General features: G+C 72.9%; 25 protein-coding genes and 1 pseudogene. 10 read left to right on the top strand and 16 right to left on the bottom strand.

Features of this window, described 5'->3' with window-relative positions; genetic code table 11:
- Nucleotides 1–108: 108 nt before the first annotated feature.
- Both groL and groES read right to left on the bottom strand, forming a co-directional pair.
- The gene (gene groL, locus ASD62_RS14950) at nucleotides 109–1,728 is read right to left on the bottom strand and encodes a chaperonin GroEL (RefSeq protein ID WP_056916629.1); all 1,620 of its coding nucleotides are present in this window, start codon (nucleotides 1,726–1,728) and stop codon (nucleotides 109–111) included.
- Between the two features lie 182 nt (nucleotides 1,729–1,910).
- On the bottom strand, nucleotides 1,911–2,204 hold the full coding sequence (gene groES, locus ASD62_RS14945) for a co-chaperone GroES (RefSeq protein WP_056916628.1): 294 nt from the start codon (nucleotides 2,202–2,204) through the stop codon (nucleotides 1,911–1,913).
- 398 nt (nucleotides 2,205–2,602) lie between these two features.
- On the opposite strand from groES, the gene ASD62_RS14940 reads away from it, so the two are divergent.
- From ASD62_RS14940 to ASD62_RS20815, 3 genes are all read left to right on the top strand, one after another.
- Nucleotides 2,603–3,415, top strand: coding sequence for a GNAT family N-acetyltransferase (locus ASD62_RS14940; RefSeq protein ID WP_056917430.1), 813 nt, complete (start codon nucleotides 2,603–2,605; stop codon nucleotides 3,413–3,415).
- A 69-nt stretch (nucleotides 3,416–3,484) separates the two neighbouring features.
- On the top strand, nucleotides 3,485–4,717 hold the full coding sequence (locus ASD62_RS14935) for a class I SAM-dependent methyltransferase (protein WP_056917429.1): 1,233 nt from the start codon (nucleotides 3,485–3,487) through the stop codon (nucleotides 4,715–4,717).
- Between the two features lie 110 nt (nucleotides 4,718–4,827).
- Complete coding sequence (locus tag ASD62_RS20815) at nucleotides 4,828–5,544, top strand: hypothetical protein (RefSeq protein ID WP_056916627.1); 717 nt, start codon at nucleotides 4,828–4,830, stop codon at nucleotides 5,542–5,544.
- A 124-nt stretch (nucleotides 5,545–5,668) separates the two neighbouring features.
- On the opposite strand, the gene ASD62_RS14925 is transcribed toward ASD62_RS20815, so the two are convergent.
- The 3 genes from ASD62_RS14925 to ASD62_RS14915 are packed head-to-tail and all read right to left on the bottom strand — an operon-like array spanning nucleotide 5,669 to nucleotide 8,074.
- Complete coding sequence (locus ASD62_RS14925) at nucleotides 5,669–6,490, bottom strand: ribokinase (RefSeq protein WP_056916626.1); 822 nt, start codon at nucleotides 6,488–6,490, stop codon at nucleotides 5,669–5,671.
- Complete coding sequence (locus ASD62_RS14920) at nucleotides 6,490–7,470, bottom strand: nucleoside hydrolase (RefSeq protein WP_056916625.1); 981 nt, start codon at nucleotides 7,468–7,470, stop codon at nucleotides 6,490–6,492. The genes ASD62_RS14925 and ASD62_RS14920 overlap by 1 nt, the downstream gene beginning before the upstream one ends.
- Nucleotides 7,471–7,492: 22 nt before the next feature.
- Nucleotides 7,493–8,074, bottom strand: a complete 582-nt coding sequence (locus tag ASD62_RS14915; protein ID WP_056916624.1) for a hypothetical protein — start codon at nucleotides 8,072–8,074, stop codon at nucleotides 7,493–7,495.
- A gap of 65 nt (nucleotides 8,075–8,139) precedes the next feature.
- Between ASD62_RS14915 and ASD62_RS14910 the strand changes: the two genes are divergently transcribed.
- The 3 genes from ASD62_RS14910 to ASD62_RS14900 are packed head-to-tail and all read left to right on the top strand — an operon-like array spanning nucleotide 8,140 to nucleotide 10,693.
- Nucleotides 8,140–9,006 (top strand): hypothetical protein, encoded by an 867-nt coding sequence (locus ASD62_RS14910; protein ID WP_056916623.1) that lies wholly within the window; start codon nucleotides 8,140–8,142, stop codon nucleotides 9,004–9,006.
- Nucleotides 9,003–9,389: a GntR family transcriptional regulator gene (locus ASD62_RS14905; RefSeq protein ID WP_056916622.1), complete on the top strand. Its 387-nt coding sequence runs from the start codon at nucleotides 9,003–9,005 to the stop codon at nucleotides 9,387–9,389. Before ASD62_RS14910 ends, ASD62_RS14905 begins: the two co-directional genes overlap by 4 nt.
- Before the next feature lie 41 nt (nucleotides 9,390–9,430).
- Nucleotides 9,431–10,693 carry a glycoside hydrolase family 3 N-terminal domain-containing protein gene (locus ASD62_RS14900; RefSeq protein WP_082580850.1) on the top strand — a complete coding sequence of 421 codons (1,263 nt, stop codon included), beginning with the start codon at nucleotides 9,431–9,433 and terminating at the stop codon, nucleotides 10,691–10,693.
- Between the two features lie 93 nt (nucleotides 10,694–10,786).
- On the opposite strand, the gene tsaD is transcribed toward ASD62_RS14900, so the two are convergent.
- The 6 genes from tsaD to alr are packed head-to-tail and all read right to left on the bottom strand — an operon-like array spanning nucleotide 10,787 to nucleotide 15,811.
- Nucleotides 10,787–11,836, bottom strand: coding sequence for a tRNA (adenosine(37)-N6)-threonylcarbamoyltransferase complex transferase subunit TsaD (tsaD, locus tag ASD62_RS14895; RefSeq protein WP_056916621.1), 1,050 nt, complete (start codon nucleotides 11,834–11,836; stop codon nucleotides 10,787–10,789).
- Nucleotides 11,833–12,282: a ribosomal protein S18-alanine N-acetyltransferase gene (rimI, locus tag ASD62_RS14890; RefSeq protein WP_056916620.1), complete on the bottom strand. Its 450-nt coding sequence runs from the start codon at nucleotides 12,280–12,282 to the stop codon at nucleotides 11,833–11,835. Before rimI ends, tsaD begins: the two co-directional genes overlap by 4 nt.
- Entirely contained in the window at nucleotides 12,279–12,959 is a 681-nt protein-coding gene (gene tsaB / locus ASD62_RS14885) for a tRNA (adenosine(37)-N6)-threonylcarbamoyltransferase complex dimerization subunit type 1 TsaB (protein WP_056916619.1), read from the bottom strand. Before tsaB ends, rimI begins: the two co-directional genes overlap by 4 nt.
- Nucleotides 12,959–13,465, bottom strand: coding sequence for a tRNA (adenosine(37)-N6)-threonylcarbamoyltransferase complex ATPase subunit type 1 TsaE (gene tsaE / locus ASD62_RS14880; RefSeq protein WP_056917427.1), 507 nt, complete (start codon nucleotides 13,463–13,465; stop codon nucleotides 12,959–12,961). Before tsaE ends, tsaB begins: the two co-directional genes overlap by 1 nt.
- Nucleotides 13,458–14,630: an alpha/beta fold hydrolase gene (locus ASD62_RS14875; protein ID WP_056916618.1), complete on the bottom strand. Its 1,173-nt coding sequence runs from the start codon at nucleotides 14,628–14,630 to the stop codon at nucleotides 13,458–13,460. Before ASD62_RS14875 ends, tsaE begins: the two co-directional genes overlap by 8 nt.
- A complete protein-coding gene (alr, locus tag ASD62_RS14870; RefSeq protein WP_056916617.1) occupies nucleotides 14,627–15,811 on the bottom strand; it encodes an alanine racemase in 1,185 nt (394 codons plus the stop codon). The genes ASD62_RS14875 and alr overlap by 4 nt, the downstream gene beginning before the upstream one ends.
- Before the next feature lie 128 nt (nucleotides 15,812–15,939).
- On the opposite strand from alr, the pseudogene ASD62_RS14865 reads away from it, so the two are divergent.
- Together ASD62_RS14865 and ASD62_RS21030 are read left to right on the top strand one after the other, a co-directional pair.
- Nucleotides 15,940–16,608: pseudogene (locus ASD62_RS14865) on the top strand (MFS transporter); the annotation flags it as partial.
- 29 nt (nucleotides 16,609–16,637) lie between these two features.
- Nucleotides 16,638–17,165 carry an MFS transporter gene (locus tag ASD62_RS21030; protein ID WP_369818802.1) on the top strand — a complete coding sequence of 176 codons (528 nt, stop codon included), beginning with the start codon at nucleotides 16,638–16,640 and terminating at the stop codon, nucleotides 17,163–17,165.
- A gap of 58 nt (nucleotides 17,166–17,223) precedes the next feature.
- Here ASD62_RS21030 and ASD62_RS14855 read toward each other — a convergent pair whose 3' ends face one another.
- From ASD62_RS14855 to glmS, 3 genes are read right to left on the bottom strand one after another with little or no spacing between them, the layout of a single operon-like run.
- The gene (locus ASD62_RS14855; protein ID WP_056916614.1) at nucleotides 17,224–18,681 is read right to left on the bottom strand and encodes a bifunctional ADP-dependent NAD(P)H-hydrate dehydratase/NAD(P)H-hydrate epimerase; all 1,458 of its coding nucleotides are present in this window, start codon (nucleotides 18,679–18,681) and stop codon (nucleotides 17,224–17,226) included.
- Between the two features lies 1 nt (nucleotide 18,682).
- A complete protein-coding gene (locus ASD62_RS14850) occupies nucleotides 18,683–19,033 on the bottom strand; it encodes a holo-ACP synthase (protein ID WP_056916613.1) in 351 nt (116 codons plus the stop codon).
- Between the two features lie 13 nt (nucleotides 19,034–19,046).
- Nucleotides 19,047–20,906 carry a glutamine--fructose-6-phosphate transaminase (isomerizing) gene (gene glmS, locus ASD62_RS14845; protein WP_056917426.1) on the bottom strand — a complete coding sequence of 620 codons (1,860 nt, stop codon included), beginning with the start codon at nucleotides 20,904–20,906 and terminating at the stop codon, nucleotides 19,047–19,049.
- Between the two features lie 102 nt (nucleotides 20,907–21,008).
- On the opposite strand from glmS, the gene coaA reads away from it, so the two are divergent.
- Complete coding sequence (coaA, locus tag ASD62_RS14840; RefSeq protein WP_056916612.1) at nucleotides 21,009–21,980, top strand: type I pantothenate kinase; 972 nt, start codon at nucleotides 21,009–21,011, stop codon at nucleotides 21,978–21,980.
- A gap of 17 nt (nucleotides 21,981–21,997) precedes the next feature.
- Nucleotides 21,998–23,452, top strand: coding sequence for an aspartate ammonia-lyase (locus tag ASD62_RS14835; protein WP_200956895.1), 1,455 nt, complete (start codon nucleotides 21,998–22,000; stop codon nucleotides 23,450–23,452).
- Nucleotides 23,453–23,522: 70 nt separating this feature from the next.
- Here the strand turns inward: ASD62_RS14835 and ASD62_RS14830 are convergent, their stop codons facing one another.
- Complete coding sequence (locus ASD62_RS14830; protein ID WP_157581498.1) at nucleotides 23,523–24,272, bottom strand: hypothetical protein; 750 nt, start codon at nucleotides 24,270–24,272, stop codon at nucleotides 23,523–23,525.
- Between the two features lie 393 nt (nucleotides 24,273–24,665).
- Nucleotides 24,666–25,901 carry a PhoH family protein gene (locus tag ASD62_RS14825; protein WP_235529131.1) on the bottom strand — a complete coding sequence of 412 codons (1,236 nt, stop codon included), beginning with the start codon at nucleotides 25,899–25,901 and terminating at the stop codon, nucleotides 24,666–24,668.
- Nucleotides 25,902–25,949 lie beyond the last annotated feature (48 nt).

Raw genomic sequence — 25,949 nt, 5'->3', positions numbered from 1 at the left:
TGCGCAACGCCCCACCGCATACGGGCACGCGCGAGGGCCCGCCCCCACCGTGGTGGGGACGGGCCCTCGAGAGGTATGGCGCGGGGAGCCCGCGCCGGTCAGCCCCGGTCAGTGACCGTGGCCGTGGCCGTGGCCGCCACCGGCGGGCTCGGACTCCTCTTCCTTCTTCTCCACGACGAGGGTGTCGGTGGTCAGGACCATCGACGCGATCGACGCGGCGTTGCGCAGGGCGGAGCGGGTGACCTTGACCGGGTCGATGACGCCGGCCTTGATCAGGTTGACGTACTCGCCGGTCGCCGCGTTGAGGCCGTTGCCGGGCTCGAGCTCGGCGACCTTGGAGACGGCGACGTAGCCCTCGAGGCCGGCGTTCTCGGCGATCCAGCGCAGCGGCTCGGCCGCGGCCTTCTTGACGATCAGCGAACCGGTCGCCTCGTCGCCCTCGAGACCGAGGTCGTCGATGGCGGAGGAGGCGTGGACGAGGGCGGAGCCGCCACCGGCGACGATGCCCTCCTCGATGGCCGCGCGGGTCGCCGAGATGGCGTCCTCGATGCGGTGCTTCTTCTCCTTGAGCTCCACCTCGGTGTGGGCACCCACCTTGATGACGCAGACGCCACCGGCGAGCTTGGCGAGGCGCTCCTGGAGCTTCTCGCGGTCCCAGTCGGAGTCGGTGCGCTCGATCTCGGCCTTGATCTGGTTGACGCGGCCGTCGACGTCGGACTTGTCGCCGCCGCCGTCGATGATCGTCGTGTTGTCCTTGGTGACGACGACGCGGCGGGCCTGGCCCAGCACGTCGAGGTCGGCCTGGTCGAGCTTGAGGCCGACCTCCTCGGAGATCACCTGGCCGCCCGTGAGGACGGCGATGTCCTGCAGCATCGCCTTGCGGCGGTCACCGAAGCCGGGCGCCTTGACCGCGACGACGTTGAACGTGCCACGGATCTTGTTGACCACCAGGGTCGACAGCGCCTCGCCGTCGATGTCCTCGGCGATGATCAGCAGCGGCTTGCCGGACTTGACGACCTTCTCCAGCACCGGGAGCACGTCGGAGATCGCCGAGATCTTGCCCTGGTTGATGAGAATGTAGGCGTCCTCGACCACGGCCTCCATGCGCTCGGCGTCGGAGACGAAGTAGGGCGAGATGTAGCCCTTGTCGAACTGCATGCCCTCGGTGAACTCGAGCTCGGTCGTCGCGGTCGAGGACTCCTCGACCGTGATGACGCCGTCCTTGCCGACCTTGTCGAACGCGTCGGCGATGGTGGAGCCGATGACCTGGTCCTGCGCGGAGAGCGCGGCGACCTGGGCGATCTCCTCCTTGCCCTCGATCTCGCGGGCGGTCTCGAGCAGGCGGGCGGACACGGCCTCGACGGCCTTGTCGATGCCGCGCTTGAGGCCGGACGGGGCGGCACCCGCGGCGACGTTGCGCAGGCCCTCCTTGACCATGGCCTGCGCGAGCACGGTGGCGGTGGTGGTGCCGTCACCCGCGACGTCGTTCGTCTTGGTGGCGACCTCCTTGGCGAGCTGGGCGCCGAGGTTCTCGTACGGGTCCTCGAGCTCGACCTCACGGGCGATGGTGACACCGTCGTTCGTGATCGTGGGGGCTCCCCACTTCTTGTCGATGACGACGTTGCGACCCTTCGGGCCGAGCGTCACCTTGACTGCGTTCGCGAGCGCGTCGACTCCGCGCTCAAGCGACTTGCGAGCTGAGTCGTTGAACTCAAGCGTCTTGGCCATTGAGTGTCCTTCTGTTCATGGGGATTCAGCGGGGTGCCGGCTGACGGCGCAGCCGGGACCGGCTGGGCTGAACGGGGTGGTGCGGTGCTGGCAGGGAGCTGCCAGCGGGCTGACGAACGACAGCACGCCCCGGGCGGGACCCCAGCGGGGCCCGCCGGGGCGTGCTGTCAGCGGTGCAGGTGTCAGCCGACGATGGCGAGGATGTCGCGCGCGGACAGGATGAGGTACTCCTCGCCGCCGTGCTTGATCTCGGTGCCGCCGTACTTGCTGTAGATGACCCGGTCGCCGACGGTGACGTCGAGCGGGACGCGGTTGCCGTTGTCGTCGATCCGGCCGGGACCGATCGCGAGGACCTCGCCCTCCTGGGGCTTCTCCTTCGCGGTGTCCGGGATGACGAGACCGGACGCAGTGGTCTGCTCGGCCTCGACGGACTTGACGACGATGCGGTCTTCGAGCGGCTTGATGGAAACCGACACGATGGTGACCTCCCCTTCGGGAATGTCGAAAGTGGACAGGGTGGATGGTGCTGGTACTTCAGGTGGTGCCGAGCTGCGGCCGGAGCGGTCGCCGTCGCGGGGATCGACCGACTGGCTGCGTTAGCACTCGACGAACCTGAGTGCCAACGCAAATCTAGGCTCGCGGTTAGCACTCGGTCAACTCGAGTGCCAGACGTTCTCCTCGCGTTCGCCGAGGGCTGACACCGCGGCGGCGCCGCCTGCCGGCCGGACGGCCGGATCGCCCTGGGCAAACCAGTTGCCAGCGAGGGGCCACAGGGGGCAGGTTCGACCCCGTGACCGACCCCGTGACCGACCCCGTGACCGACCCCGCGACCGACCCACCGACCGACCCTGTGACCGATCCCCTGACCCGCCCCGTGAGCGACCCCGCCGCCCTGCTGAGGGCCTACGACCACCAGCTCCGGGACGAGGCCGAGACGCCGTCGGCCGTCGCCGTGGAGCGGCTGGGACCGCTGCGCCTCGCCACCTTCCGGGGCGGCCGCGGCTTCATCACGTACTCCACGTTGGACGAGGACGGCCGCCCGGCGACGCAGGAGTCGGTCCTCGCGCTGGTGGACGGCGCCCTCGCGCACTACACCGCCTCGCCCGACATCCACCGGGTCGAGTGGAAGACCCGCGGCCACGACCACGCACCGGGCCTGCACGAGGCGCTCGTCGGCCACGGGTTCGTGCCGGACGAGCCCGAGTCCGTGATGGTCGGGGAGGCGGCCCTGCTCGCCGTGGACGTCGAGCTCCCCGCTGGTGTGGTCGTCCGGCAGGTCACGGACGAGGACGACGTGCGGGCCATGTGCGCGATGCAGGCCGAGGTGTTCGGCGACACCCCCGAGTTCGCCGCCGAGATCCTCCTGCAGGTCCTGCACCGACTCCGCACCCGTGACGACATGGAGATGTGGGTGGCCGAGGCCGACGGCACGATCGTGAGCGCGGGCCGCCTCGAGCCCGTGGCCGGCAGCGAGTTCGCCGGGATCTGGGGTGGCGCCACGCTCCCCGAGTGGAGGGGCAAGGGCATCTACCGCGCGCTGACCGCCGCGCGGGCCCGGTCGGCGCTGCGTCACGGCAAGCGCTACATCAACAGCGACTCGACGGAGTTCTCGCGCCCGATCCTCGAGCGCTCCGGCCTGGTCAAGGTCTCCACGACGACCCCCTACGAGTGGCGCCGCGACACCTGATCCCCCACCGCGGCGCAGGCCCGGCCCGACCTCCCACGCGGCCCCGCGGCATACGCCAGAATGCTCGCCATGGACCTCCCCCTGCTCCGCCGGCTCACGACCGGTGAGGGGTGGGGGCTGCTCCAGTCGCTGCCGCCCTACGACGAGGCGACCGCCCTGCCGCTGCAGCAGCGCCTGAGGGACGCGGGGTTCGAGCCCGACCTCGTGGCGGCCGCGCTCAACCAGGCCCGGCTGCGCGAGAAGGCGACCGCGAAGTTCGGGACGTTCGCCCGCGGCATGGTCTTCACCTCCGACGGGCTCGAGCAGGCCACCCGGCTCGGGGTCGCGGCCCAGCACGCCCAGCGGTTCCGGGCGGCAGGCATCCACACGGTCCACGACCTCGGCTGCGGCATCGGCGCCGACGCCATGGCGATGGCCGGGCTCGACCTGCGGGTGCGGGCGATCGACGCCGACGAGGTCACGGCCGCCATCGCCGCGGTCAACCTGCGCCACTGGCCGGACTCCGGCGCCGAGGTGGGGCTCGCCGAGGAGTTCACCCCGCCGGCCGGTGAGGGCGCGCGCGGCGTCGGCCTCTGGCTCGACCCCGCCAGGCGCACCCCCGGCGTCGCCGACATCACCGGGCGCACCCGTCGCCTGTTCCGGCTCGAGGAGATCTCCCCCTCCTGGGAGACCGTGCTGGAGCTCGCCAAGGCGCTGCCCGCGACCGGCGCGAAGCTCAGCCCGGGGTTCCCGCACGCCGCCGTGCCCGCCGGGTCCGAGGCGCAGTGGACCTCCGTCGACGGCGAGGTCGTGGAGTGCACCGTCTGGTTCGGTCCGCTGGTCCGCACGGCCGGGCGCACCGCGGCGGTGCTCCGTGAGGGCTCCTCCCCCGTCCTCGTGACGGAGCAGGACGGGGACCCGACCACCCCCTCCCTGGGCAACCTCGCCGAGGTCGGCGCCTGGCTGTACGAACCCGACAAGGCGGTGCTGCGGGCCGGCCTCGTCTCAGCGCTCACCGCGGCGACCGGCGGTGCCGAGCTCGACGCCGGCGTGGGGTACGTCGGCTCCTCCCGATCCGTCGATGTCCCCTTCGCCCGCCGGTATGCCGTGGTGGAGGCCATGCCGTTCAACGTCAAGGCCCTGCGCGGCTGGCTCCGGGACCACGGCATCGACCGCCTGACCATCAAGAAGCGCGGCGTCAGCGTGGACGCCGACCTCCTGCGGCGCCAGCTGAGGCTCCCTGCGAAGGGGCGGACGGAGGCGGTCGTCGTCCTGACCCGGGTGCGCAGCAACCAGGTCGCGCTCATCGTCAAGCCCTCCTGAGCGCCTCGACCGGCCGCAAACCAGCCCGACGACAGGCAAACGACCACCGACGCCACGACGCGCCGACGGGGTTGGCCACCCCCGTGAGGCCTGCCCTAGCCTCGACGGCAATGTCTTCCGAGAAGCACGGCTCCGGCCGCCACCGTGGTGCGGGCCCGAGCCCCACGTCCCTGGTGGCCACCCTCTGGCGGCGCCCCGCCCACCGCTCGACCCTCAAGGGTCTCGGCCTGGCCGCCACCGCGATCGGGGTCGCCACCGCGTTCGCGACGCCGCCCTCCACACCGGGCTACCAGCTGACGGCCGAGGAGCGGACCCCCGCCCGCGCCGTCGCCTCGGCGGCCGCCGCGCCCCACCCGGTCGACCAGTTCGGCGTCATCGGTTTCTCGGCCCAGGCCCTGCCGAAGCCCCAGGCGACCGCCGCACCGGACCTGACACCGAGGAAGACGTCCGAGCGCGTGCCCACGCGGGTGTCGCGCGGTGCGAACTACTCCCGGGCCGGCCTCGGCGCCCTCTCCGGGATGTCCGCGAACGCCGTCGCCGTCGTCAACGAGATCCACGCGTCGTTCCCGCAGATCAGCACCATCGGTGGCTACCGGGCGGGCGATCCCGGCGACCACGGCTCCGGCCACGCCGTCGACATCATGTGCAGCACCTCGCAGGGCGACGCGGTCGCCGCTCACCTGCAGGGCATGGCCAGCACCCTGAACATCAAGTACCTGATCTGGAAGCAGCGGATCTGGTACCCCGGCGGGAGCTGGAAGCCGATGGAGGACCGCGGCAGCCCCACCCAGAACCACATGGACCACGTGCACGTCTCGGTCGACTAGACCGTCGTGTGGCCGGCGCTCGGCGCGACGCCGCCACGGTTCGAGGTATTCGACCACCGGGCTCCGGTAGGCGAATACCTCGACCCAGGGGCAGGCCCACCGGGTCGGGTCGAGCCAGGGCTCCTCAGAGGGCCGGGTCGGACTGCGCCCCGGTCCGCCGCACGGCAGCGGCGCCCGCGTCGCTCGCCCGGCTGACCGCCTCGGCTCGGTCCGCACCCTCGGCGAGTGCTGCCGCCAGGGCGCCGCAGAACGCGTCACCGGCACCGGTCGTGTCCACGACGTCGGCACCGGCGACGGGCGTCCCGTCGTGGCGCACCCCGTCCCAGCTCGACCCCTCCCCACCGAACGTCACCAGCAGCGACGTCGGCACGACGTCGGAGTCGGCGAGCTGCATCGCCTCGTGCTCGTTGACCACAAGGGGGTCGGCGAGCTGGGCCACGTCGTGCGGGAGGGCTGCATACGGGGCGGCGTTGATGACCACGCGCGCACCCCGACCGTGCGCGGCCCTCGCTGCCCTGGCCACGACCTGGACCGGCACCTCGAGCTGGGCGAGGAGGACGTCGCCGGGCCCGAGGTCGGGCAGGTCGGCGGTGACGTGCGCGTTGGCACCGGCGATGACGACGATGGAGTTCTCCGCGTCGTCGTCCACGACGATCCAGGCCTGCCCGGTGGGGGTGCCCGCGACGACCCGGACCGCGTCCACGTCGATCCCCCTGCCGCGCAGGCGCTCGACGTATGCCGCGCCGGGTTCGTCGTCGCCCACGGCGCCCACGAGCACGACGTCGGCGCCGGCCTCCGCCGCCGCCAAGGCCTGGTTGCCGCCCTTGCCCCCGGCGTAGCGCTCGACCCCACCGTCGGCGAGGACGGTCTCCCCCGGCCGTGGATGCCGCTCGACGTGGGTGACGAGGTCGACGTTGAGCGACCCGAGGACGACGACGCGGCCCATCAGCTGGTCCTTCCGGAGACGGTGTCGAGCCAGAGCCGGGCGTAGCGCTCGGCATCGATCCCGAGGCAGACGTCGATGGTGGAGCGCGCCCGCCCGTGCGGGTCGTGCGAGAGGTCACCGGTCCAGTCGCGCCGGTCGACGATGGTGCGGCCGCGGGACCAGGTGCCGGCGAGCTCGACGCGGACCGGCAGCTGCTCTCGCTGCACGCCTTCGGGGGCGAGGACGGCACAGACCGCCCCGGCGTCGCCGATGGTGGCGGTGTCCGCACCGAACCGGTCGCAGGCGAACGTGATGAGCCGGCCGGCGAGCTCGGCCGCGCCGTGACCACCGGACGCGACCAGCTCGGCCGCTCGGGCCCGCGTGACGAGCGGCGCGTAGAAGACGTCGAGGCCGTACATCGTGACGGCGATGCCGAGGTCGGCGCAGGCGTCGAGGACGACCGCGGCCGCCTCGGGGTCGTGGAAGACGTTGAACTCCGCCGAGGCGGTCGCGTTGCCCACGTACGCCGACCCGCCCATGAACACGATCTCGCGCAGTCCGCGGGCGACGTCGGGGTAGGTGCGCAGCAGGAGGGCGATGTTCGTCAGGGGCGCCAGCGGGACGAGGGTGACGAGGTCGTCGCCTCCTCGCGCAGCCGCGTCGAGGAGCACGTCCCGGAGCACCTCGACAGCGTGCCGCGGGTCGGGACGCCGCTGCGACCTCGGCCAGTCGAGGTCGCCCATGCCGTCCTGACCGTGGACGTGGCGCGCGTCGACCGGATCCTCGAGCAGGGGCCGTTCCGCACCTCTGGCCACGACGACGTCGTCCCGACCGGCGGCGTCGAGGACCGTGAGGGTGTTGGTCACCACCGCGTCGACCGGCGCGTTGCCACCGACGCACGTGACGGCGCGCAGCTCCAGCCCCGGGTGCAGGGCGGCCAGCAGGAGGGCGCAGGCGTCGTCGACACCGGTGTCGACGTCGAGGACCACGGGGACAGCCATGGCGCGATCCTGCCAGAGAGGTCTAGGGCAGGCCCTGCCCGCAGGACGACAGCACCATGTCCTCCATCGACATCACCGGGTAGACCACCGTCTCCATCTGTCCCCACGGGCGGTCCACGACGACCCCCACCCCTCCACCGGTGTTCGGTGACTTCGCCAGGGCCTTGCGCGCCGACGGCACCGCGGCCCGGCAGTCGGTCGCGACGAAGGACAGCCTGACCTTCTGCTGCCCCCTCGGCGAGAGGCGGATGTCCTTCGGGTCCACCTTCTCGACCTGCACACCCTTGACCAGGCTCGTCCAGCGCACGACGTGCACCGGCGTGACGCCGTCGTTGTGCAGCGTGAACTCCATGAACGACCGGCCGTCCGTGTCCGACCCGCCACCGGCGCCGTTCCCGCCCGAGAGGCGGGCCGAGACGAGGCCCGACAGGAGCAGCGCCGTCGTGCCGACGGCCAGTATCGCCACCACGGCTGCTGCCCGCACCAGCGCCGGTCGCTCCCGCACCGAGGCGCGCTCCGCCTCGACCTCGAGGTCCCGCCACACCTCGTCGCTCACGCCGTAGGCCGTCGAGGCCCCCCGGCCACCCCCGTGCTGATCCGTCATGCGCGGCAATGTATCACTGTGTTGCTACATTGACACAAGACCTGAAGGTGCTGCATCGTGGCCGCATGCTCAACCGCTTCGTCTTCATGTTCGCCGGAGCCGTGCTCGGGGCCGTCCTCCTGACCATCGTCGCCTCCGCCACGACCGCTCCGGTGACCCTGGTCCGGACGCGCCGGTTCGCCCGCCGCCAGGAGCTGCTCGTAACGAGCAGCAACGGCCCGCTGGTGGTGCGCGCACTCGCCGTGACGCACCGGTGGCGGGTCCTGGGGCTCACGACCGGTCTCGTGCTGGGGGTCCTCTGGGCGCTGCGCGACGCCCGGCTGACCATCAGCTTCTCCGCGGGCTTCCTCGGGTGGTTCGTCGGCGCGGTCGTCGCCGAGTGGCGCCTCGCCGGCCTGCCCGTCGAGGGCGGCCGCCGCACGGCGTCGCTGACCCGGCGCACGGTCCGGGGCTACCTCCGGATGGACAGCACCGTGTTGCTGGCCCTCGCCTGCCTCGCCCTCGCCGGGCTGGCCGTCGCCGTCGTCGCGCGGTCCGACGGGGACGGTGCTGTCGTGGCCCAGGCCGCGGCCTGGCTCCTCGTCGCCGCGCTCGGGCTGGGCGCCCTCTGGGCCACGCTCCTGCGCGTCGTCTCGCGACCCCAGCCCGGGTCCAGCGCCGAGCTCGTCGCGGCCGACGACGCCCTGCGGGCCCGGAGCGCCAACGTCCTCGCCGGCTCGGCCATCGTCGCAGCCGGATACCCCGCGGCGAGCCTGCTGACGCTCATGGCCGACCCTGCGTCGACCGACTCCGTCTCGGCGTGGGGGGCGGCAAGCCTCACCTGCCTGGTCGCCACCGTGGTCGTCGGCTGGTTGGTCGCCGTGCGCCGCAGCCCGGTCCGCACCCGTCCCGCCGCTGACGTCGTCGCGACCTCGCCCGGGGTCGCCCCGTGACCGGTGCCGTCGTCATCGACATCGACACCGAGAGCGCGGTCCCGGCGTTCGAACAGCTGCGCACCCAGCTGGCCGACATGATCCGCTCCGGCGCGCTCGAGACGGGGACCCGCCTCCCGAGCATCCGCCAGCTGGCGTCCGACCTGGGCCTGGCACCGGGCACGGTGGCTCGCGCCTTCCGCGAGCTGGAGTCGGACGCCCTCGTGACCAGCCGCGTGCGCCACGGCACGGTGGTGGCGCCCGCGCGCCATACGGCATCGCAGTCGCGCAGCCAGGTCGAGGAGGCGGCGCGCGGGTTCGCCCTCGCGGCCCGCCGGCTCGGGCTCTCCGACCAGGACGCGCTCGAGGCGGTGCGGGTCCAGCTCGGGCGGATCGCCACCTGAGCGGTTTCGTGGTGGCGAGACCACCGGGATAGGTTCGATCGGTGAGAGCCCGCACCGCCCGTCCCCTGCGCGCCCTCGGCGTCGCCTCGCTCGCGGCCCTCCTCGCGGCCGGCTGCGACACCGCCACCCGCACGTCGTCCGCGCCCACCACGTCCGGCGTGTCCTCGACGAGCACCCCGCCGACCACCTCCCCGACGTCCGCGAGCGGATCGAGCAGCACGTCGACGAGTTCCACCCCGAGCAGCACCACGACGACCCCGGCACCCTCCTGCGGCCAACGCCTCGCCAGCAAACTCACGCCGGCCCAACGGGCGGGCCAGCTGCTCATGGTCGGCCTGCAGCCCACCGGGAGCTCGAGTCGCCTTGCAGCACAGGTGAAGTCGCAACACCTCGGCGGCGTGATCTACCTCGGGGGCTGGTCCGGCGGCACCGCCTCGATGGCCCGCATCTCGGCCAGGCTGCAGCAGGGCGCAGGAGGCTCGTTGCTCATCGCGGCGGACCAGGAGGGCGGCCAGGTCCAGCAGCTCAAGGGTCCGGGGTTCACCCGCATGCCGTCGGCCCGCACGCAGGGGCAGGGCGGACCCAGGACGGAGGAGGCGAACGTCGCCGCCTGGTCGCGGGAGCTCGCCAAGGCCGGCGTCACCATCAACCTCGCCCCCGTGGCGGACACCGTGCCCACCTCGCTGGGCGCGGCCAACCAGCCGATCGGGCGCTACCGCCGCGACTTCGTGCCCGGTTCCAGCCAGGGCAACGCCACGTATGTCGCGGCCTTCGTCCGCGGCTCCCTCGCCGCCGACGTCATCCCGACCGTCAAGCACTTCCCCGGACTGGGCCGGATCACCGGCAACACCGACGTCACCACCGCGGGGACCACCGATGCCACGACGGACGCCGGCGACAGCTACCTGGCGCCGTTCACGGCCGGGATCAAGGCGGGAGCACCCGTCGTCATGGTGTCGTCGGCGCGCTACCCCAGGCTCGACCCCGACAACCGGGCGATGTTCTCCCGCGGGGTCATCAGCGGGCTGCTGCGGGGGAAGCTGGGTTTCGACGGGGTCGTCATCACCGACGACGTCGGTGCCGCGAAGGCCGTGGCAGCCGTGCCCGTCGGCGATCGGGCAACGAGGTTCCTCGCCGCTGGTGGTGACATCGTGCTCACGGCGAGGTCCGACCAGGCGGGGACGATGCTCAAGGCGATCGCCCGCAAGCGCGCCGCCAGTCCCGCCTTCGCCACGCAGGTCGACGCCGCGGCGGCCAGGGTGCTGGACCTCAAGGCCGACTCGGGCCTGGTCAGCTGCGACTGACCGTGAGCCTGCGCGTCAGGTTGGACGGTCACGCCACGTGTCCAGGCCACGTGGTCAGGCCGCGCGGTGAGGCCGCGCGGTGAGGCCTGACTGTCAGGCCTGGACGAGGGTGACGGGCATCGAGGAGTCGGCGGGCAGGTCCAGCTCGGACGGCGTCCTGCCCTTGAGGACCATCTGCGCGCCGAGGGCTGCGACCATGGCGCCGTTGTCGGTGCACAGCCCCGGGCGCGGCACGCGCAGCGTGATCCCCGCTGCGTCGCAGCGCTCCTGGGCCATGGCGCGCAACCGGGAGTTCGCCGCGACACCGCCGCCGATCTGCAGGTTCTGCACGCCGTGCTCGCGGCAGGCGAGGATCGCCTTGCGGGTGAGCACGTCGGTCACCGCCTCCTGGAACGACGCCGCGACGTCGGCCACGGGCACCGGCTCCCCCGCGGCTTCCTTCGCCTGGACCCAGCGCGACACGGCCGTCTTGAGACCGGAGAAGGAGAAGTCGAACCGGTAGCGCTCCATGTCGCGCCCGGTCGTCAGGCCGCGCGGGAAGTCGATGGCGACCCGGTCGCCCTCCCTGGCGACCCGGTCGATGTGCGGCCCGCCGGGGAACGGCAGGCCCAGGACTCGGGCGACCTTGTCGAACGCCTCCCCCGCCGCGTCGTCGATGGTCGACCCGAGCGACCGGATGTCGTGGGTGACGTCGGGAACGAGCAGCAGCGACGAGTGACCACCGGAGACGAGCATCGCGAGGGTCGGCTCGGGCAGCGGACCGTGCTCGACGATGTCGACCGCGACGTGCGACGCGAGGTGGTTGACGCCGTACAGGGGTTTGCCGAGCGCGACCGCGAGGGACTTGGCGGCGGCGACGCCCACCATGAGCGCGCCGGCGAGCCCGGGACCGGAGGTCACGGCGATGGCATCGACGTCCTCGAGGCGGATGCCGGCCTCGCGGGTGGCGCGCTCGATCGTCGGCACCATGGCCTCGAGGTGCGCACGGCTGGCGACCTCGGGCACCACCCCGCCGAACCTCGCGTGCTCGTCGACGCTGCTGGCGATCGCGTCGAACAACAGGGTCTCCCCGCGGACGACGCCGACCCCGGTCTCGTCGCAGGACGTCTCGAACCCGAGGACGAGCGGCTGGTCGGCGCTCATGCCGTCGCTCCGGCCAGGGTGAGGCGCATGACGTGGGCATCCACGTCGCCGGGCTGGTAGTAGCGTCGTCGAACGGTCAACAGCTCGAATCCCCTTGTGTCGTAGAGCCTTCGGGCAGCAGCATTGTCCTCGCGGACCTCGAGCATGAGGTGGGTCGCGTCGTCGGCGGCGGCCCGTGCGACGAGCTCGTCGAGCAGGCGACGTCCCAGGCCGTGGCCCTGCGCGGACGGCGCAACCGCCATCGTCATCACGTCGGCCACCTCGCCGGCGAGGTCGAGGCCGGCGTAGCCGACCAGGGCCCCGTCGAGCTCCTCGACGACGTACGAGCGACGCGGCCGGGCGGCGAGCTCGGCCCACCAGGTCTCCTGCGACCACGCGTCGTCGGGGAACAGCTCGGCCTCGAGGGCGACGAGCTGCGGCAGGTCGGTCCAGCGCAGGTCCCTCACCTCGCACCCCGCTCGGCCGTGGTGAGGGCGTCCGGGCGACGCAGGTAGAGGGGTTCGACCGGCATGTCCTCCCCACCATCGAGGCGCTCCTCCGCGAGAGCCGCCAGCGTGGCGGCCTGCACGTCGAGGACCCCGATCGCGTGCGGGAACAGGTCCGGGAACAGCACCGGCCCACGGCCGGCGGCCGGCAGGGCCCGCACGTCGTCGGGGAGGTCGGCGGGACGGTCCACGGCGGGCTCGGTCAGCCGTCGCGTGACGAGGCGTTCCGGCGTCGAGGCGTCCACCGTCTCGACGGCGTACCGGGCCCAGTAGACCTCCTTGCGCCGCGCGTCGGTGGCGACGAGCAGCTCACCACGACCCACGAGGGGTGCGGCGTCCGCGGCCAGCGCATCCAGGCTGCAGACACCGTGGACGGGCACCCCGCGCGCGTGCCCGAAGACCAGTCCGGTGACGATGCCGACCCTCAGCCCCGTGAAGGGTCCGGGTCCGTTGCCGACGACGACTCCGGTGACCTCGGCCGGGGTCCGCCCGGCCGACGCGAGGCAGCGCTCGATGAGGGGTGCGACGTGCTCGGAGTGACCGCGGGCGTCGAGGACCGTGGCGCTCGCGGCGACCCCCTCTCCCCGCAGGGCGACGGTGATCGCCGACGTGGACGTGTCGATGGCGAGGAGCAGCATCAGCGGTCCTCCTCCCGTTCGTGTGCGGACTCGAGGACGGGGCGCCCGAGGACCTCGAGGTCCACACCCTCCCAGCGGCGCCCGTGCGGGGTGACGACGGCCGAGCGCACGTCCTCACCGTCGAGGACGACCTCGAGGCGGTCGTCCGACAGGTCCTCCGCGAGGCCGTGGCCCCACTCGACGATGGTCACCGACTCCTCCAGGGAGGCGTCGAGGTCGAGGTCGTCGAGCTCGGCGAACCCGCCGAGCCGGTACGCGTCGACGTGGACCAGCCGGGGCCCGTCGACGAGCGACGGGTGGACCCGGGCGATGACGAACGTCGGGGAGGTGACCGGACCGCGTACGCCCAGTCCCTCACCGATGCCCTGGGTGAGGGTGGTCTTCCCCGCCCCGAGTCCGCCCGTGAGGACGACGAGGTCACCGGCGCGCAGGAGGCGAGCCAGCCGCGCACCCCAGGCCCGCGTGTCCTCTGCGGTCGGCAGCGACGGGCTCGACACCTCAGGCACGCCGACCCCCACGCCGAGCCTTCGCGACCCGGCGTCGCTTCGACAGGTCGGTGACGGTGCGGCGGACCCGCGGCTTGCGCCCGACGTCGACGTTCTCGGCCGAGGCACGCATCCCGCGCTCCACGAGCTCGAGGAGCTGCTCGTTCAGCACCTCCGGGTGCTCGAGCATGATGATGTGGCCGGCGTCCTCGACGACGACGTGCTCGGCCCCGGGGACCAGCCGCACGATGGCCTCCGAATGGTCTGGTGGCGTGAGCAGGTCCTGCATCCCGTTGACCACCAACGTCTCGATGCCGTGGAAGTGCGACAGCGCGGCCTGCTTGTCGTGCACGTTGATCGTGGGCAGGAAGTCGGCCATGACCGACAGCGGCGTGCCCATGATCATGTCGCCGGTGTAGCGGATCGTGTGCTGGGCCACCGGCGACGCGAAGCTGTAGTGGTCGACGATGAGGTCCTCGACGTCCCTGCCGACCCGACGGGCGGTGTTGACCAGCTTCTGCTGGGTGCCGACCCTGGCGAGGAACCGCGGCCCCAGACGCCCGAGCAGCCGCCCCACGAACTGGCCGAACCCCAGCGTCACCATGTTCTGGCCGCCGGCACTCGTCGCGACGAACGCCGCGGCGATGACGCGCTGCCGCACCGTCTCGGGGAACTGGTCGGCCATCGACATCACGGTCATGCCACCCATGGAGTGGCCCACGAGGACGAGCGGCCCCTCGGGGGCTGCCTCCTCGATGACCCGGTGCAGGTCGCGGCCGAGCTGCTCGATCGTGCACGAGTCACCCTCGGCGACCTCGGACCGGCCGTGGCTGCGCTGGTCCCACAGCACGACGCGGTATCCGGCTCGCTGCAAGGCCTTTCGCTGCAGCACCCAGCTCCGCAGGCTCAGGGTGTAGCCGTGGCTCAGGACGACGGTGGGGTGCTTGGGGTCGGCCGCGTCGGCGGCCGGCTCGTCGACCTCGACGTGGAGGGGCACCCCGTCGTCGGCGACGACCGCGAGCTCGTGGTCGGGCATGTGGGCGTAGACGCCGTCGGGCGCGAGGACCGACAGCCGGGCCGTGCGCTCACGGTTGACCCGGCCGGCGGCGACTCCGGCAGCCGTGGCCACACCGGCGGCGGCGAGCCCGACCCCGAGGCCGATGAGTCCGCGGTTGGGGGGCGTCACGCCTCCACCTCTCCCAGGTGGACCCGAGGCACGCGGGCGCCGACCCGGGTCACGATCTCGTAGTTGATGGTGTCGACCGCGACCGCCCAGTCCTGGGCGGTCGGCTCGCCCGCCTCGCCCACACCGAACAGCACCACCTCGTCACCGGCGACGGCGTGGCTGTCGGCACCCAGGTCGAGGACGAACTGGTCCATGCAGACCCGCCCCGCCACGGCATACCGGCGTCCACCGACCTGCACCGGTCCCACGCTGGAGGCGTGCCGCGGCACGCCGTCGGAGTAGCCCATCGGGACCAGGCCGAGCCTGGTCCGCTCCGTCGTGGTGTAGACGTGGCCGTACGAGACGCCCTGTCCTGCAGGCGATTCCTTGACGCTCGACAGGTGTGACAGCAACCTCATGGCCTCACGCAGACCGAAGTCCCGGGGCGAACCGAGGTCGGGGACGGGCGACAGTCCGTACACCGCGACCCCCGGGCGGACGAGGTCGTAGTGCGCGGACGGGTTCGTGAGCGTCGCCGCCGAGTTGGCGAGGTGGCGCACCGAGGGTCGTATGCCGCTGCGAGCCGCCTGCTCGACGATGCCCTCGAACCGCTCCTGCTGGGCGCGCACGGTCGGGTGCTGCGGCGCGTCGGCATAGGCGAAGTGGGAGAAGATCCCCACCACGTCGAGCACGCCCTCGGACCCGAGGGCGGCGGTGCGCTCGAGGATGGCCGCGAGATCGGCGTCCCAGGCGCCGTTGCGGCCCAACCCGGTGTCGACCTTGAGGTGGATGCGTGCGGTCGTACCGGTGGCTCGGGCAGCCTCGACGGCCTGGTCGAGCGCCCACGTGGTGGAGATGCCGAGCTGGACGTCCTGCTCGAGGGCGGGCACGAAGTCCTGCCCCGGAACGTGCAGCCACGACAGCAGCGGGGCGGTCACGCCGGCCCGGCGCAGCTCGAGGGCCTCCGGGAGCTGGGCCACCCCGAGCCACGTGGCGCCACCTCGCAGGGCCGCCCGGGCGCTGGGGACCAGGCCGTGGCCGTAGGCGTCGGCCTTGACCACGGCCATGAGTTCGGCGGTCGGGGCGTGCCCGCGCAGGGCCGCGACGTTGGCGCTGATGGCGCCGAGGTCGACCTGCGCGCACGCGGGAAACCCCGGCGGGGCCGGGGCAGGAGGGGTGCTGGACGCCGTGTCGGTGGTCATCGCGCACCAGTCTTTCACGGCCTCCCTCGACCTTCTCGTCCGACGCGGCGCCCTCCACCGAACGACCCAGGGCGACCGCCAGTCGGGCACCCCGGCGACCGGGGTCCCGCGTCCGTGATGCTGGTGGGATGAGCAGCCGGTCCGTGCCGTCGGGCTCCCCCGACCGGAGGGCCCGCCGGGCCCGCTGGGCCACGGCGGCGATGTTTGCGACGAACGGTGCCGTCTTCGCCAACGTCGTCCCCCGCTACCCCGACATCGTCGCCCGCCTCCACCTCGACGAGGCAGCCTTCGGCACCGCGGTGGCGGGGTACGGCCTCGGGGCGGTCCTCGCGGGCCTGGTGGCCGCGGCCCTGGTGAACCGGTTCGGGTCCGCGCGGGTCGCGGTCGGGGGCACCCTCGCCGTCGCCGCCAACCTCGTGCTCGTCGGCGCCGCCCCGTCCTGGCTCCTCCTGGCCCTCGCGCTGGCGCTGGCCGGGGCCCTGGACTCCGTCACCGACATCTCCGAGAACGCCCAGGGCCTGCGGGTCGAGCGCCACTACGGACGCTCGATCCTCAACTCGATGCACGCCACGTGGAGCATCGGCGCCGTGGTCGGTGGGGCCATGGGCAGCGCCGCCGCAGGGTTGGGGGTGCCGCTCGTGCCGCACCTCGCCGTGGCCGCCGCGACCGCCATCGCGCTGGCCCTGCTCGTCCGCACCCGGCTGCTGCCCGGGCCCGACCCCGACCCCTCCCCGACGGCCGCTGCCGTGGCGAGGCCGCGCCGAGCCGCCGTCGCCGCCGCTGGGGACTGCTGGGCAGGCTGCTCGCGCTCGCCGTCGTGGGCTCGATGGCCCAAGGCATCGAGGACCTCACCTCGACGTGGAGCGCGCTCTACCTGCGCGAGGACCTCGGCGCTGCGGCCGTGGTCGGCGGCCTGGGGTTCGTGGCCCTCCAGGGACTGCAGACCGTCGGCCGGCTGGTCGGCGACCGTGCGGTCACCGCCTGGGGCGACCGCTCGGTGGCGCGGGCCGGAGCAGCACTCGCGGCTGCGGCGATGGGGCTGGCGCTGGTCGTGGGGTCCCCGCTGCTGACCATCGCCGCCTTCGGCGTGGTCGGCCTGGGGATCGGCACCCTCATCCCGGCCTCCCTGCGCGCGGCCGACGACATCCCCGGCCTCCCGCGCGGGCTCGGCCTGTCGATCATCGGGATGGGCTTCCGGATCACCCTGCTCGCCTCACCGCTGGCGATGGGGGTCCTGGCGCAGCGGCAGGGGCTCGGCGCCGTCATCGCCGTGGTGCCACTCGCCGCCGTCGTCGTGCTCCTGCTGGCGGGCGCGCTACCCGGTCGAGTGCGATCCGGGCGAGCCGGCCCCTGAGGCCCACCCCACCCTCGACGAGGTCCGGGACCCGGCCCGCGGGGCGTCGAACGTCCCCTCAGCGGGTGAGCAGGTGCGCCACGGTCCCGGGTATGGCGTGCGCCACGGCCAGCGCGCGCACCGGACCGCCCGGGTTGGCCCGGTCGGCGGCGACACCGTGGACCAGCGCCCCGAGCGACCCGGCGTCCACCGGAGAGAGCCCGGCGGCCAGCAGTGCCCCGCACACCCCCGCGAGCACGTCACCGGCTCCGGCCGTCGCCAGCCAGGGCGGCGCGTCGTCCTGCGAACGGACGGGGCCCTCCGGCGGGACGACGAGGGTGGTGGCGCCCTTGAGCAGCACCGTGGCACCAGTCAGCCGAGCCGCTCGACGGGCGTGCGCGAGGGGTGCTGCCTGCACCTGCTCACGGGTCACCTCGGCGGCGTCGGCACCCTCGAGCCGGCTCAGGAGCCGGGCCAGCTCACCGGCATGGGGCGTCAGCAGGGTGGGGGCGTCGCGGCGGTCGTGGACGAGGTCGAGGCCGCCCGCGTCGACGAGGACGGGGAGGTCGGACGCGAGCGCCGCCCGCGCGACGTCGAGCTGGGCCTTGCTCCCGGCAGCCCGTGAGGCCGTGTCGAGGCCGGGGCCCACCACCCAGGCCTGGACCCGGCCGTCACCGATGACCGCCTCGGGCACCGCCGCCCGCACCAGCGTGGTGGGCGCTGCGGTGCCGACGTAGCGGAGCATGCCCAGGCCCGCGCCGACGGCCGCGGTGCAGCACAGCACAGGTGCCCCGGTGTAGTCCTCACCACCGGCCACCACCCCGAGGACACCACGGGAGTACTTGTCGTCGCTGGCGTGCGGCACGGGCCAGAACCGGGCCACGTCGGCGAAGTCGAGTCGCTCGACCTCGGGGGCGCCGTCGAGCTCGATCCCGATGTCGACGATGGTGAGGCGTCCGACGGAGGCCTGGGTGGCCGGGAGCACGTGCACGGGCTTGGCCACCCCGAAGGTCACCGTCTCGTCGGCGAAGACCCCTCCGTCCGCGACGGCCTCCCCCGCGGGGTCTTGGCCCGAGGGCAGGTCGACGGCGACGACATAGGCGTCGGGCGGCAGCGAATCGACCCAGGCGACGGCCTCGTCGGGCAGGCCGGGGCGACCACCCATGCCGAGGATCCCGTCGACGACGAGGTCGGCCCCGGCCAGGGCGGAGGACCAGTCCTCGTCGGGACCCAGGACGCGCACTCCCGCCGCCGCCCAGGAGGCGGTGTCACCGATCGCCAAGGGCCACGAACCCTGCAGCGCAAGGCAGTCCGCACCGTCGTCAGCGAGGTGGGACGCGGCATACAGGGCGTCGGCGCCGTTGTTGCCCGGGCCGGCGAGGACGACGACCCGGTTGCCCCCACCGTCCCGGAGGCGGGCCCGGCAGACTTCGGCCAGCCCCCACGCGGCCCGAGCCATGAGCTCGCCGTCGTCGAGGGTGGCCATCAGGGCGGCCTCGGCCGAGCGGACCGCCTCGGCGGAGTACGCGCGGAGCACCTCAGCCCTCCGCGATGACGACGGCGGACGCGATGCCGGCGTCGTGCGAGAGGGAGACGTGCCAGGCGTGGACGCCGAGCGCCTCCGCCCGCGCCTCCACGGTGCCGGTGATCTGCAGGTGCGGACGACCGTCCTCACCCCGGCGGACGGTGGCGTCCTGCCAGTTCAAGCCGACGGGGGCGCCCAGCGCCTTGGCCAGCGCCTCCTTGGCCGCGAACCGCGCCGCCAGGGAGTTGAGCGGCAGGGACCGCTCCTCGTCGGTGAACAGCCGGTCGAGCAGGCCGGGGGTGCGCTCCAGGGTCTGCCCGAAGCGCTCGACGTCCACGACGTCGATCCCGACCCCGACGATCATCGGCTGTGCGCGATCACTCGACCGTGACGCTCTTCGCGAGGTTGCGCGGCTGGTCGACGTCGAGGCCCTTGGCCGTGGACAGGTGCAGCGCGAAGACCTGCAGCGGGACGACGGTCAGCAGCGGCGCGAGCAGCGGCGACGTGGCGGGCACGCGGATCACCTCGTCGGCGAACGGCAGCACGTCCTCGTCGCCGTCCTCGGCGACGACGATCGTGCGGGCGCCCCGGGCCCGGATCTCCTGGATGTTGGAGACGACCTTCTTGTGCAGCTCGTGCGGCGTGCCGGGGCCGGGCACCACGATGAACACCGGCTGGCCGGCGTCGATGAGGGCGATCGGTCCGTGCTTGAGCTCGCCGGCGGCGAAGCCCTCGGCGTGGATGTAGGCGAGCTCCTTGAGCTTGAGCGCACCCTCCATGGCCACGGGGTAGCCGACGTTGCGGCCGAGGAACAGCACCGAGCGGGTGTCGGCCATGAACCGGGCGATCTCCTTGACGCGGTCCATCCGGCCGAGCAGCTCCTCGAGCTTGGCCGGGATCTCGTGCAGCTCCTTCATGACCGACTGGGCGTCGTCGGCGAACGTGCCGCCGCGCAGCTGGGCGAGGTAGAGGCCGAGCACGTAGCAGGCGGTGATCTGCGCGAGGAAGGCCTTGGTCGAGGCGACCGCGATCTCGGGACCGGCGTGCGTGTAGAGGATCGCGTCGGACTCGCGCGGGATGGTCGACCCGTGGGTGTTGCAGATGCTCAGGGTCATGGCGCCCAGCTCGCGGGCGTGCTTCACGGCCATGAGGGTGTCCATCGTCTCGCCGGACTGGCTGATCGAGACGACGAGCGTCCGCTCGCTGGCGATCGGGTCGCTGTAGCGGAACTCGTGGGCCAGCGACACCTCGACGGGGATGCGGGTCCAGTGCTCGATGGCGTACTTGGCGACCATGCCGGCGTAGGCGGCGGTGCCGCAGGCGACGATGATGATGCGGTCGACGTCCTTGAGCTGGTCCTCGGTGATCGACATGTCGTCGAGCACGAGCCGGCCGTCGGAGTCGGTGCGGCCCAGGAGCGTGTCGCCCACGGCGTGGGGCTGCTCGTGGATCTCCTTCTCCATGAACGTCGCGTAGCCGCCCTTCTCGGCGGCGGCCGCGTCCCAGGTCACCTCGTAGGGCTTGCCCTCGGCGGGCGTGCCGTCGAAGTTGATGACCTCGTAGGCGTCGGGGGTGATCGTGACGATCTGGTCCTGGCCGAGCTCGAGCGCGTGGCGGGTGTGGCCGATGAACGCGGCCACGTCGGAGCCGAGGAAGTTCTCGCCCTCGCCGAGGCCGACGACCAGCGGGCTGTTGCGGCGCGCGCCGACGACGACGCCGGGGCTGTCGGCGTGGACCGCGAGCAGGGTGAACGCGCCCTCGAGGGTGTTGACGACGGCCTTCATCGCCTCGGTGAGGTCACCGGTCTCGGCATACGCCCGGGCGACGAGGTGCGCGGCGACCTCGGTGTCGGTCTCGCTCTCGAAGGTCACGCCCTCGGCGAGCAGGCCCTTCTTGAGGGAGTGGAAGTTCTCGATGATGCCGTTGTGGATGAGGGCGAGCTTGCCGTCGTCGCCACCGCGGTGCGGGTGGGCGTTCTGGTCGGTCGGGCCGCCGTGGGTCGCCCAGCGGGTGTGGCCGATGCCGGTCGTCGACCCGGGCAGGTCGTCGGCCGCGAGGGCGTCCTTGAGGTTGACGAGCTTGCCGGCCCGCTTCTCGCTCGACACCCCGTCGCTCGTGACCAGCGCCACGCCCGCGGAGTCGTACCCGCGGTACTCGAGGCGGGCCAGGCCCTCCATGACGACGTCCAGGGCCTTGCCGTCGGCGTTCGGACCGACGTATCCCACGATTCCACACATGCGGTGCAGCCTAACGGCCCGACCGCCGACCGACGGCATCAGCGGGGCACCACCGCGCCGGTGACCCCGGCTGCGCACGGGCGGCGTGGCCGGTGGGCGACAATGGCGCCCGTGACGCATCCCGCCACGGGCCAGGCCGCCCTCCCGTCGCCCTACGTCGAGCTCGACCGAGCCGCCTGGGCGAGGCTCCGCGAGAACCACCCCCTCAACCTCGACGCCGGCGACGTCGCGCGGCTGCAGGGCCTCGGCGAGCGGATCGACCTCGCGGAGGTCGAGGACGTCTACCTGCCGCTCTCGCGGCTGCTCAACTTCTACGTCGGCGCCACCGCGGGACTGCACCGGATCACCAGCGACTTCCTCGGCGAGCGCCCCGCGAAGGCCCCGTTCGTCATCGGGGTGGCCGGGTCGGTCGCCGTCGGCAAGTCCACGACGGCCCGCCTGCTGAAGGAGCTGCTGTCCCGCTGGCCGGGCACCCCCCGGGTCGAGCTGATCACGACGGACGGCTTCCTCTTCCCCAACGCCGAGCTCGAACGTCGCAACCTGTTGCAGCGCAAGGGCTTTCCCGAGTCCTACGACCGACGGGCGCTGCTGAGGTTCGTGGCCGAGGTCAAGGCGGGCAAGGCCGAGGTGGTGGCCCCCGTGTACTCGCACCTGACCTACGACATCGTCCCGGGCGAGCAGGTGGTCGTGCACCAGCCCGACGTCCTCATCGTCGAGGGGCTCAACGTCCTCCAGGCGCCGCGCCTGCAGGCCGACGGCCGCACGGGGATGGCGGTCAGCGACTTCTTCGACTTCTCCGTCTACGTGGACGCCCACCTCGAGGACATCCGGCACTGGTACGTCGAGCGCTTCCTGCGCCTGCGCGAGACCGCCTTCGCCGACCCCGACTCCTACTTCCACCGGTATGCCGCGCTCACCGACGAGCAGGCCCGCGAGCGCGCCGCGCAGATCTGGGCCGACATCAACGAGGTCAACCTGCGCGAGAACGTCCTGCCCACCCGCAGCCGAGCGACTCTGGTCCTCTCCAAGGGCAAGGACCACAGCGTCCGCCGGATCCGCCTCCGCAAGCTCTGACGCGCACAATGGCAGGTATGGAGCCTGCTTCCGACCCGACCCCGCCCACCTCCGACCTCGTGGCGGCAGCGCCTGCCGCGCCCCCGGCCACGCGCACCGAGCACGACTCGATGGGCGACGTCGAGGTGCCGGTCGACGCCCTCTGGGGGGCCCAGACCGCCCGGGCGGTCGAGAACTTCCCGATCTCGGGCCAGCCGGTGCCGCCGGGGGTCGTGCACGCCCTGGCGCTCCTCAAGGGCGCGGCGGCCCGGGTGAACGCCGACCTCGGGGTCGTCGACCGTGGCCTCGCCGACGCCATCGCCGAGGCCGCCGACACGGTCGCCGACGGGCAGCACGACGACCAGTTCCCCGTGGACGTCTTCCAGACCGGGTCGGGCACGTCGACCAACATGAACGTCAACGAGGTGCTGGCCCGGCTCGCCCACCTTGCCACCGGCGCGTCCGTCCACCCGAACGACCACGTCAACGCCGGCCAGTCCAGCAACGACACCTTCCCGAGCGCGCTGCGGATCGCCGCCACCCTGGCCGTGCACCACGAGCTCGCCCCGGCCCTGCTCCACCTCGCCCGCGCCCTGCGGGCCAAGGAGGAGGAGTTCGCGGACGTGGTCAAGGCCGGGCGCACCCACCTGATGGACGCCGTCCCGGTGACGCTGGGGCAGGAGTTCGGCGGCTACGCCCGCCAGGTGGAGCTGGGCGCCGAGCGGGTCGTCGCCGCGGCCCGGGCGACGGCAGAGCTGCCCCTGGGTGGCACGGCTGCCGGCACGGGCCTCAACGCCGCTCCCGGGTTCGCTGCGGCGGTCATCGGGCAGGTCAGCGAGCGCACCGGGGTCGACTTCCGGGAGGCTGCCGACCACTTCGAGGCGCAGTCGGCCCAGGACGCCGTCGTCGAGCTGAGCGGCGCGCTCAAGGTCGTCGCCGTCGGCCTCACCAAGATCTGCAACGACCTGCGCTGGATGTCGTCGGGCCCCCGCAGCGGTCTCGGGGAGATCCACCTGCCCGACCTGCAGCCCGGTTCGAGCATCATGCCCGGCAAGGTCAACCCGGTGATCCCCGAGGCGACCCTGATGGCCTGCGCCCGGGTCATCGGCAACGACACCACCATCACGGTCGCCGGCGCCTCGGGGGCGTTCGAGCTCAACGTCATGCTGCCCGTCATGGCGCAGGCCGTCCTCGAGTCCACGACCCTGCTGTCCGCGACCGCACGCCTGCTCGCCGACCGTTGCGTGGACGGCATCGAGGCCGACCGCGAGCGGGCCCGCGAGCTGGCCGAGGGCTCCCCCTCGATCGTCACCCCGCTCAACCGGTTCATCGGCTACGAGGCGGCGGCGGCCGTGGCGAAGCAGTCGATCACGCAGCGGCGCCCGATCCGCGAGGTGGTCCTCGAGCGCGGGCACGTCGAGCGGGGCGAGCTCACCGAGGCCCAGCTGGACGAGGCCCTCGACGTGCTCGCGATGACCCGCCCGCCTCGCTAGCCCTTCCGCGCCATACGCAGGACGCCGCCCCGGTGACCGGGGCGGCGTTCCATGCTGGTGGGTGCTGGGCTCAGTACCAGTGCGGGGAGCGGCTCTGCCACGCGCCCCAGGCGGCGCACGGGGTGCCGTAGGAGGACTTGACGTACTGCAGGCCCCACTTGATCTGGGTGACCGGGTTGCTGCGCCAGTCGGAGGCGATCGTGCCCATCTTCGAGCCGGGCAGCGACTGCGGGATGCCGTAGGCGCCGGACGAGGAGTTCTCGGCCTTGAAGCTCCAGCCGCTCTCGCCGTGCCAGAGGTTGTCCAGACAGCTCCACTGGCTCTCGTCGAAGCCGTAGTCGCCGAGCAGCGCCCGGGCCGCGGAACGCGGGTCGGCCTGGGCGTTCTCGATCAGCGCCTGCTTCTTCGCATCGAGGGCCTTGCGGGCCTTGTCGCGGGCGGCCTTGTCAGCGGCCTCGCGGCGAGCCTGGGCGGCTGCCTTCTCGGCGGCGACGGCCTTCTGGCGGTCCTTCTCCTGCACCGCGGCGAAGCTCGCGTTGGTGTCGTTGCGGTCGGTCGCGAGGCGCGCGGTGTCCTCGATCTGCGCGTCGGCGAGCTCGTTCGCCTGCGCGATCGCCTCGGTGCTCACGGTGAAGGCCGCAGTGCCGGTCTGGCGCTGGTCGGTGGCCTGGTAGCCCGCGGCCGTGGTCGCGACGACGGCCAGCAGCAGGCTGGAGGTCACGGCCGGGCGGCGCAGGGATCGGGTGAGCCCCGAGGAGCGAGAGGGCTTCCTGCCGGGGGTCGCCGCATGGCGGTGACGACCCTGGTAGGGCTGGCTCATACAGGTTCCTCCAAGGAAAAGGCCACCGTGTGGGTGGCCTCGTTGGTGCCGGGGGGATGCGCCGGACCCTGCCTTCACACCAGCGCGTTATGAAACCGAGACCTTACCTGAGTACCCACCCTCTCCCGAAATCGCCGGTGCCCGAATCGGTGTACTGAGTGACGTCTGTGACGGGTGGGGCGCCAGAATGGCCCGTTCGTCCGAGTCGCACCCCGGTCTGGGCGTGAGGCAGCGCACGACCCGGTATGGCCCGCAGCCGGCGGGCCACGCGCCCCACCCCCCACCGTGATCCGGCCCGGGTCGCGACGGGGACGCCCGGCCCCCACCACCGTCACGGTGACCGGTGGTGGGGGCCGGGCGCGGGTGCCGGGGGCGGCGCCCCGGGCCGTGTGCTCAGACCTCGAGACCCTCGAGCAGGTCGGTCACGAGCGCGGCGATGGGGCTGCGCTCGCTGCGGGTGAGCGTGACGTGGGCGAACAACGGGTGTCCCTTGAGCGCCTCGATCACCGCGGCGACGCCGTCGTGGCGACCGACCCGCAAATTGTCGCGCTGGGCGACGTCGTGGGTGAGGACGACACGGGAGTTCTGGCCGATGCGTGAGAGCACCGTGAGCAGCACGTTGCGCTCCAGGCTCTGCGCCTCGTCGACGATGACGAACGCGTCGTGCAGCGAGCGCCCGCGGATGTGGGTGAGGGGCAGGACCTCGAGCATCCCCCGGTCCATGATCTCCTCGACCACCTCGTGCGACACGAGTGCGCCGAGGGTGTCGAACACGGCCTGCCCCCAGGGCCCCATCTTCTCCTGCTCGCTGCCGGGCAGGTAGCCGAGCTCCTGGCCGCCGACGGCGTAGAGCGGGCGGAAGACGACGACCTTGCGCTGCTGTCGGCGCTCCATCACCGCCTCGATCCCCGCGCACAGGGCGAGGGCCGACTTGCCGGTGCCGGCCCGGCCACCGAGCGACAGGATGCCCACGTCGGGGTCGAGCAGGAGGTCGAGCGCGATCCGCTGCTCGGCGCTGCGGCCGTGCAGACCGAACGCGTCCCGGTCACCGCGGACGAGGCGGACCTGCTTGTCGGCCCCGACCCGCCCCAGACCGCTTCCCCGCGGCGAGAGCAGGACGAGCCCGGTGTGGCAGGGCATCTCGGCGGCTGCGGCGTTCTCGATCCGGCCGTGCTCGTAGAGCGCGTCCATCTCCTCGACCGTCACGTCGAGCTCGGCCATGCCGGTCCAGCCGGAGTCGACGGCGAGCTCGGCCTGGTACTCCTCGGCCGCCATACCCACCGCGGAGGCCTTGACCCGCATCGGCAGGTCCTTGCTCACGACGGTGACGTCGAAGCCCTCGTTGGAGAGGTTCTTGGCCACCGCCAGGATCCGGGTGTCGTTGTCGCCGAGGCGGAAGCCGGCGGGCAGGGAGCTCGGGTCGGTGTGGTTGAGCTCGACCCGCAGCGTGCCCCCGTGGTCACCGACGGGCACGGGCGCGTCGAGACGTCCTTCGCGGACGCGCATGTCGTCGAGCAGCCGCAGGGCCTGCCGGGCGAAGTACCCGAGCTCCGGGTGGTGCCGCTTGGCCTCGAGCTCGGTGACGACCACGACGGGCAGGACGACCTCGTGCTCCTTGAACCGCAGCATCGCCTTCGGGTCGGAGAGGAGGACCGAGGTGTCGAGCACGAAGGTCCG

This window comes from Phycicoccus sp. Root563 (assembly GCF_001427915.1).
Taxonomy (GTDB): domain Bacteria; phylum Actinomycetota; class Actinomycetes; order Actinomycetales; family Dermatophilaceae; genus Pedococcus.
The sequence above is the reverse complement of the archived record's forward strand: the minus strand, read 5'-3'. Positions and strand labels throughout refer to the sequence as shown.

Bases quoted from the DNA above. Each gene is read 5' to 3' on its own strand.
- glmS (WP_056917426.1), bottom strand. From the start codon at position 20,906: ATGTGTGGAATCGTGGGATACGTCGGTCCGAACGCCGACGGCAAGGCC.
- ASD62_RS14835 (WP_200956895.1), top strand. From the start codon at position 21,998: ATGGAGCCTGCTTCCGACCCGACCCCGCCCACCTCCGACCTCGTGGCG.
- ASD62_RS21030 (WP_369818802.1), top strand. From the start codon at position 16,638: ATGGCCCAAGGCATCGAGGACCTCACCTCGACGTGGAGCGCGCTCTAC.
- ASD62_RS14910 (WP_056916623.1), top strand. From the start codon at position 8,140: ATGCTCAACCGCTTCGTCTTCATGTTCGCCGGAGCCGTGCTCGGGGCC.
- ASD62_RS14920 (WP_056916625.1), bottom strand. From the start codon at position 7,470: ATGGCTGTCCCCGTGGTCCTCGACGTCGACACCGGTGTCGACGACGCC.
- ASD62_RS20815 (WP_056916627.1), top strand. From the start codon at position 4,828: ATGTCTTCCGAGAAGCACGGCTCCGGCCGCCACCGTGGTGCGGGCCCG.
- tsaD (WP_056916621.1), bottom strand. From the start codon at position 11,836: ATGAGCGCCGACCAGCCGCTCGTCCTCGGGTTCGAGACGTCCTGCGAC.
- ASD62_RS14925 (WP_056916626.1), bottom strand. From the start codon at position 6,490: ATGGGCCGCGTCGTCGTCCTCGGGTCGCTCAACGTCGACCTCGTCACC.
- coaA (WP_056916612.1), top strand. From the start codon at position 21,009: ATGGCGCCCGTGACGCATCCCGCCACGGGCCAGGCCGCCCTCCCGTCG.
- alr (WP_056916617.1), bottom strand. From the start codon at position 15,811: ATGACCACCGACACGGCGTCCAGCACCCCTCCTGCCCCGGCCCCGCCG.
- ASD62_RS14915 (WP_056916624.1), bottom strand. From the start codon at position 8,074: ATGACGGATCAGCACGGGGGTGGCCGGGGGGCCTCGACGGCCTACGGC.
- ASD62_RS14935 (WP_056917429.1), top strand. From the start codon at position 3,485: ATGGACCTCCCCCTGCTCCGCCGGCTCACGACCGGTGAGGGGTGGGGG.
- tsaB (WP_056916619.1), bottom strand. From the start codon at position 12,959: ATGCTGCTCCTCGCCATCGACACGTCCACGTCGGCGATCACCGTCGCC.
- ASD62_RS14850 (WP_056916613.1), bottom strand. From the start codon at position 19,033: ATGATCGTCGGGGTCGGGATCGACGTCGTGGACGTCGAGCGCTTCGGG.
- ASD62_RS14825 (WP_235529131.1), bottom strand. From the start codon at position 25,901: ATGCTGCGGTTCAAGGAGCACGAGGTCGTCCTGCCCGTCGTGGTCGTC.
- ASD62_RS14830 (WP_157581498.1), bottom strand. From the start codon at position 24,272: ATGAGCCAGCCCTACCAGGGTCGTCACCGCCATGCGGCGACCCCCGGC.
- groL (WP_056916629.1), bottom strand. From the start codon at position 1,728: ATGGCCAAGACGCTTGAGTTCAACGACTCAGCTCGCAAGTCGCTTGAG.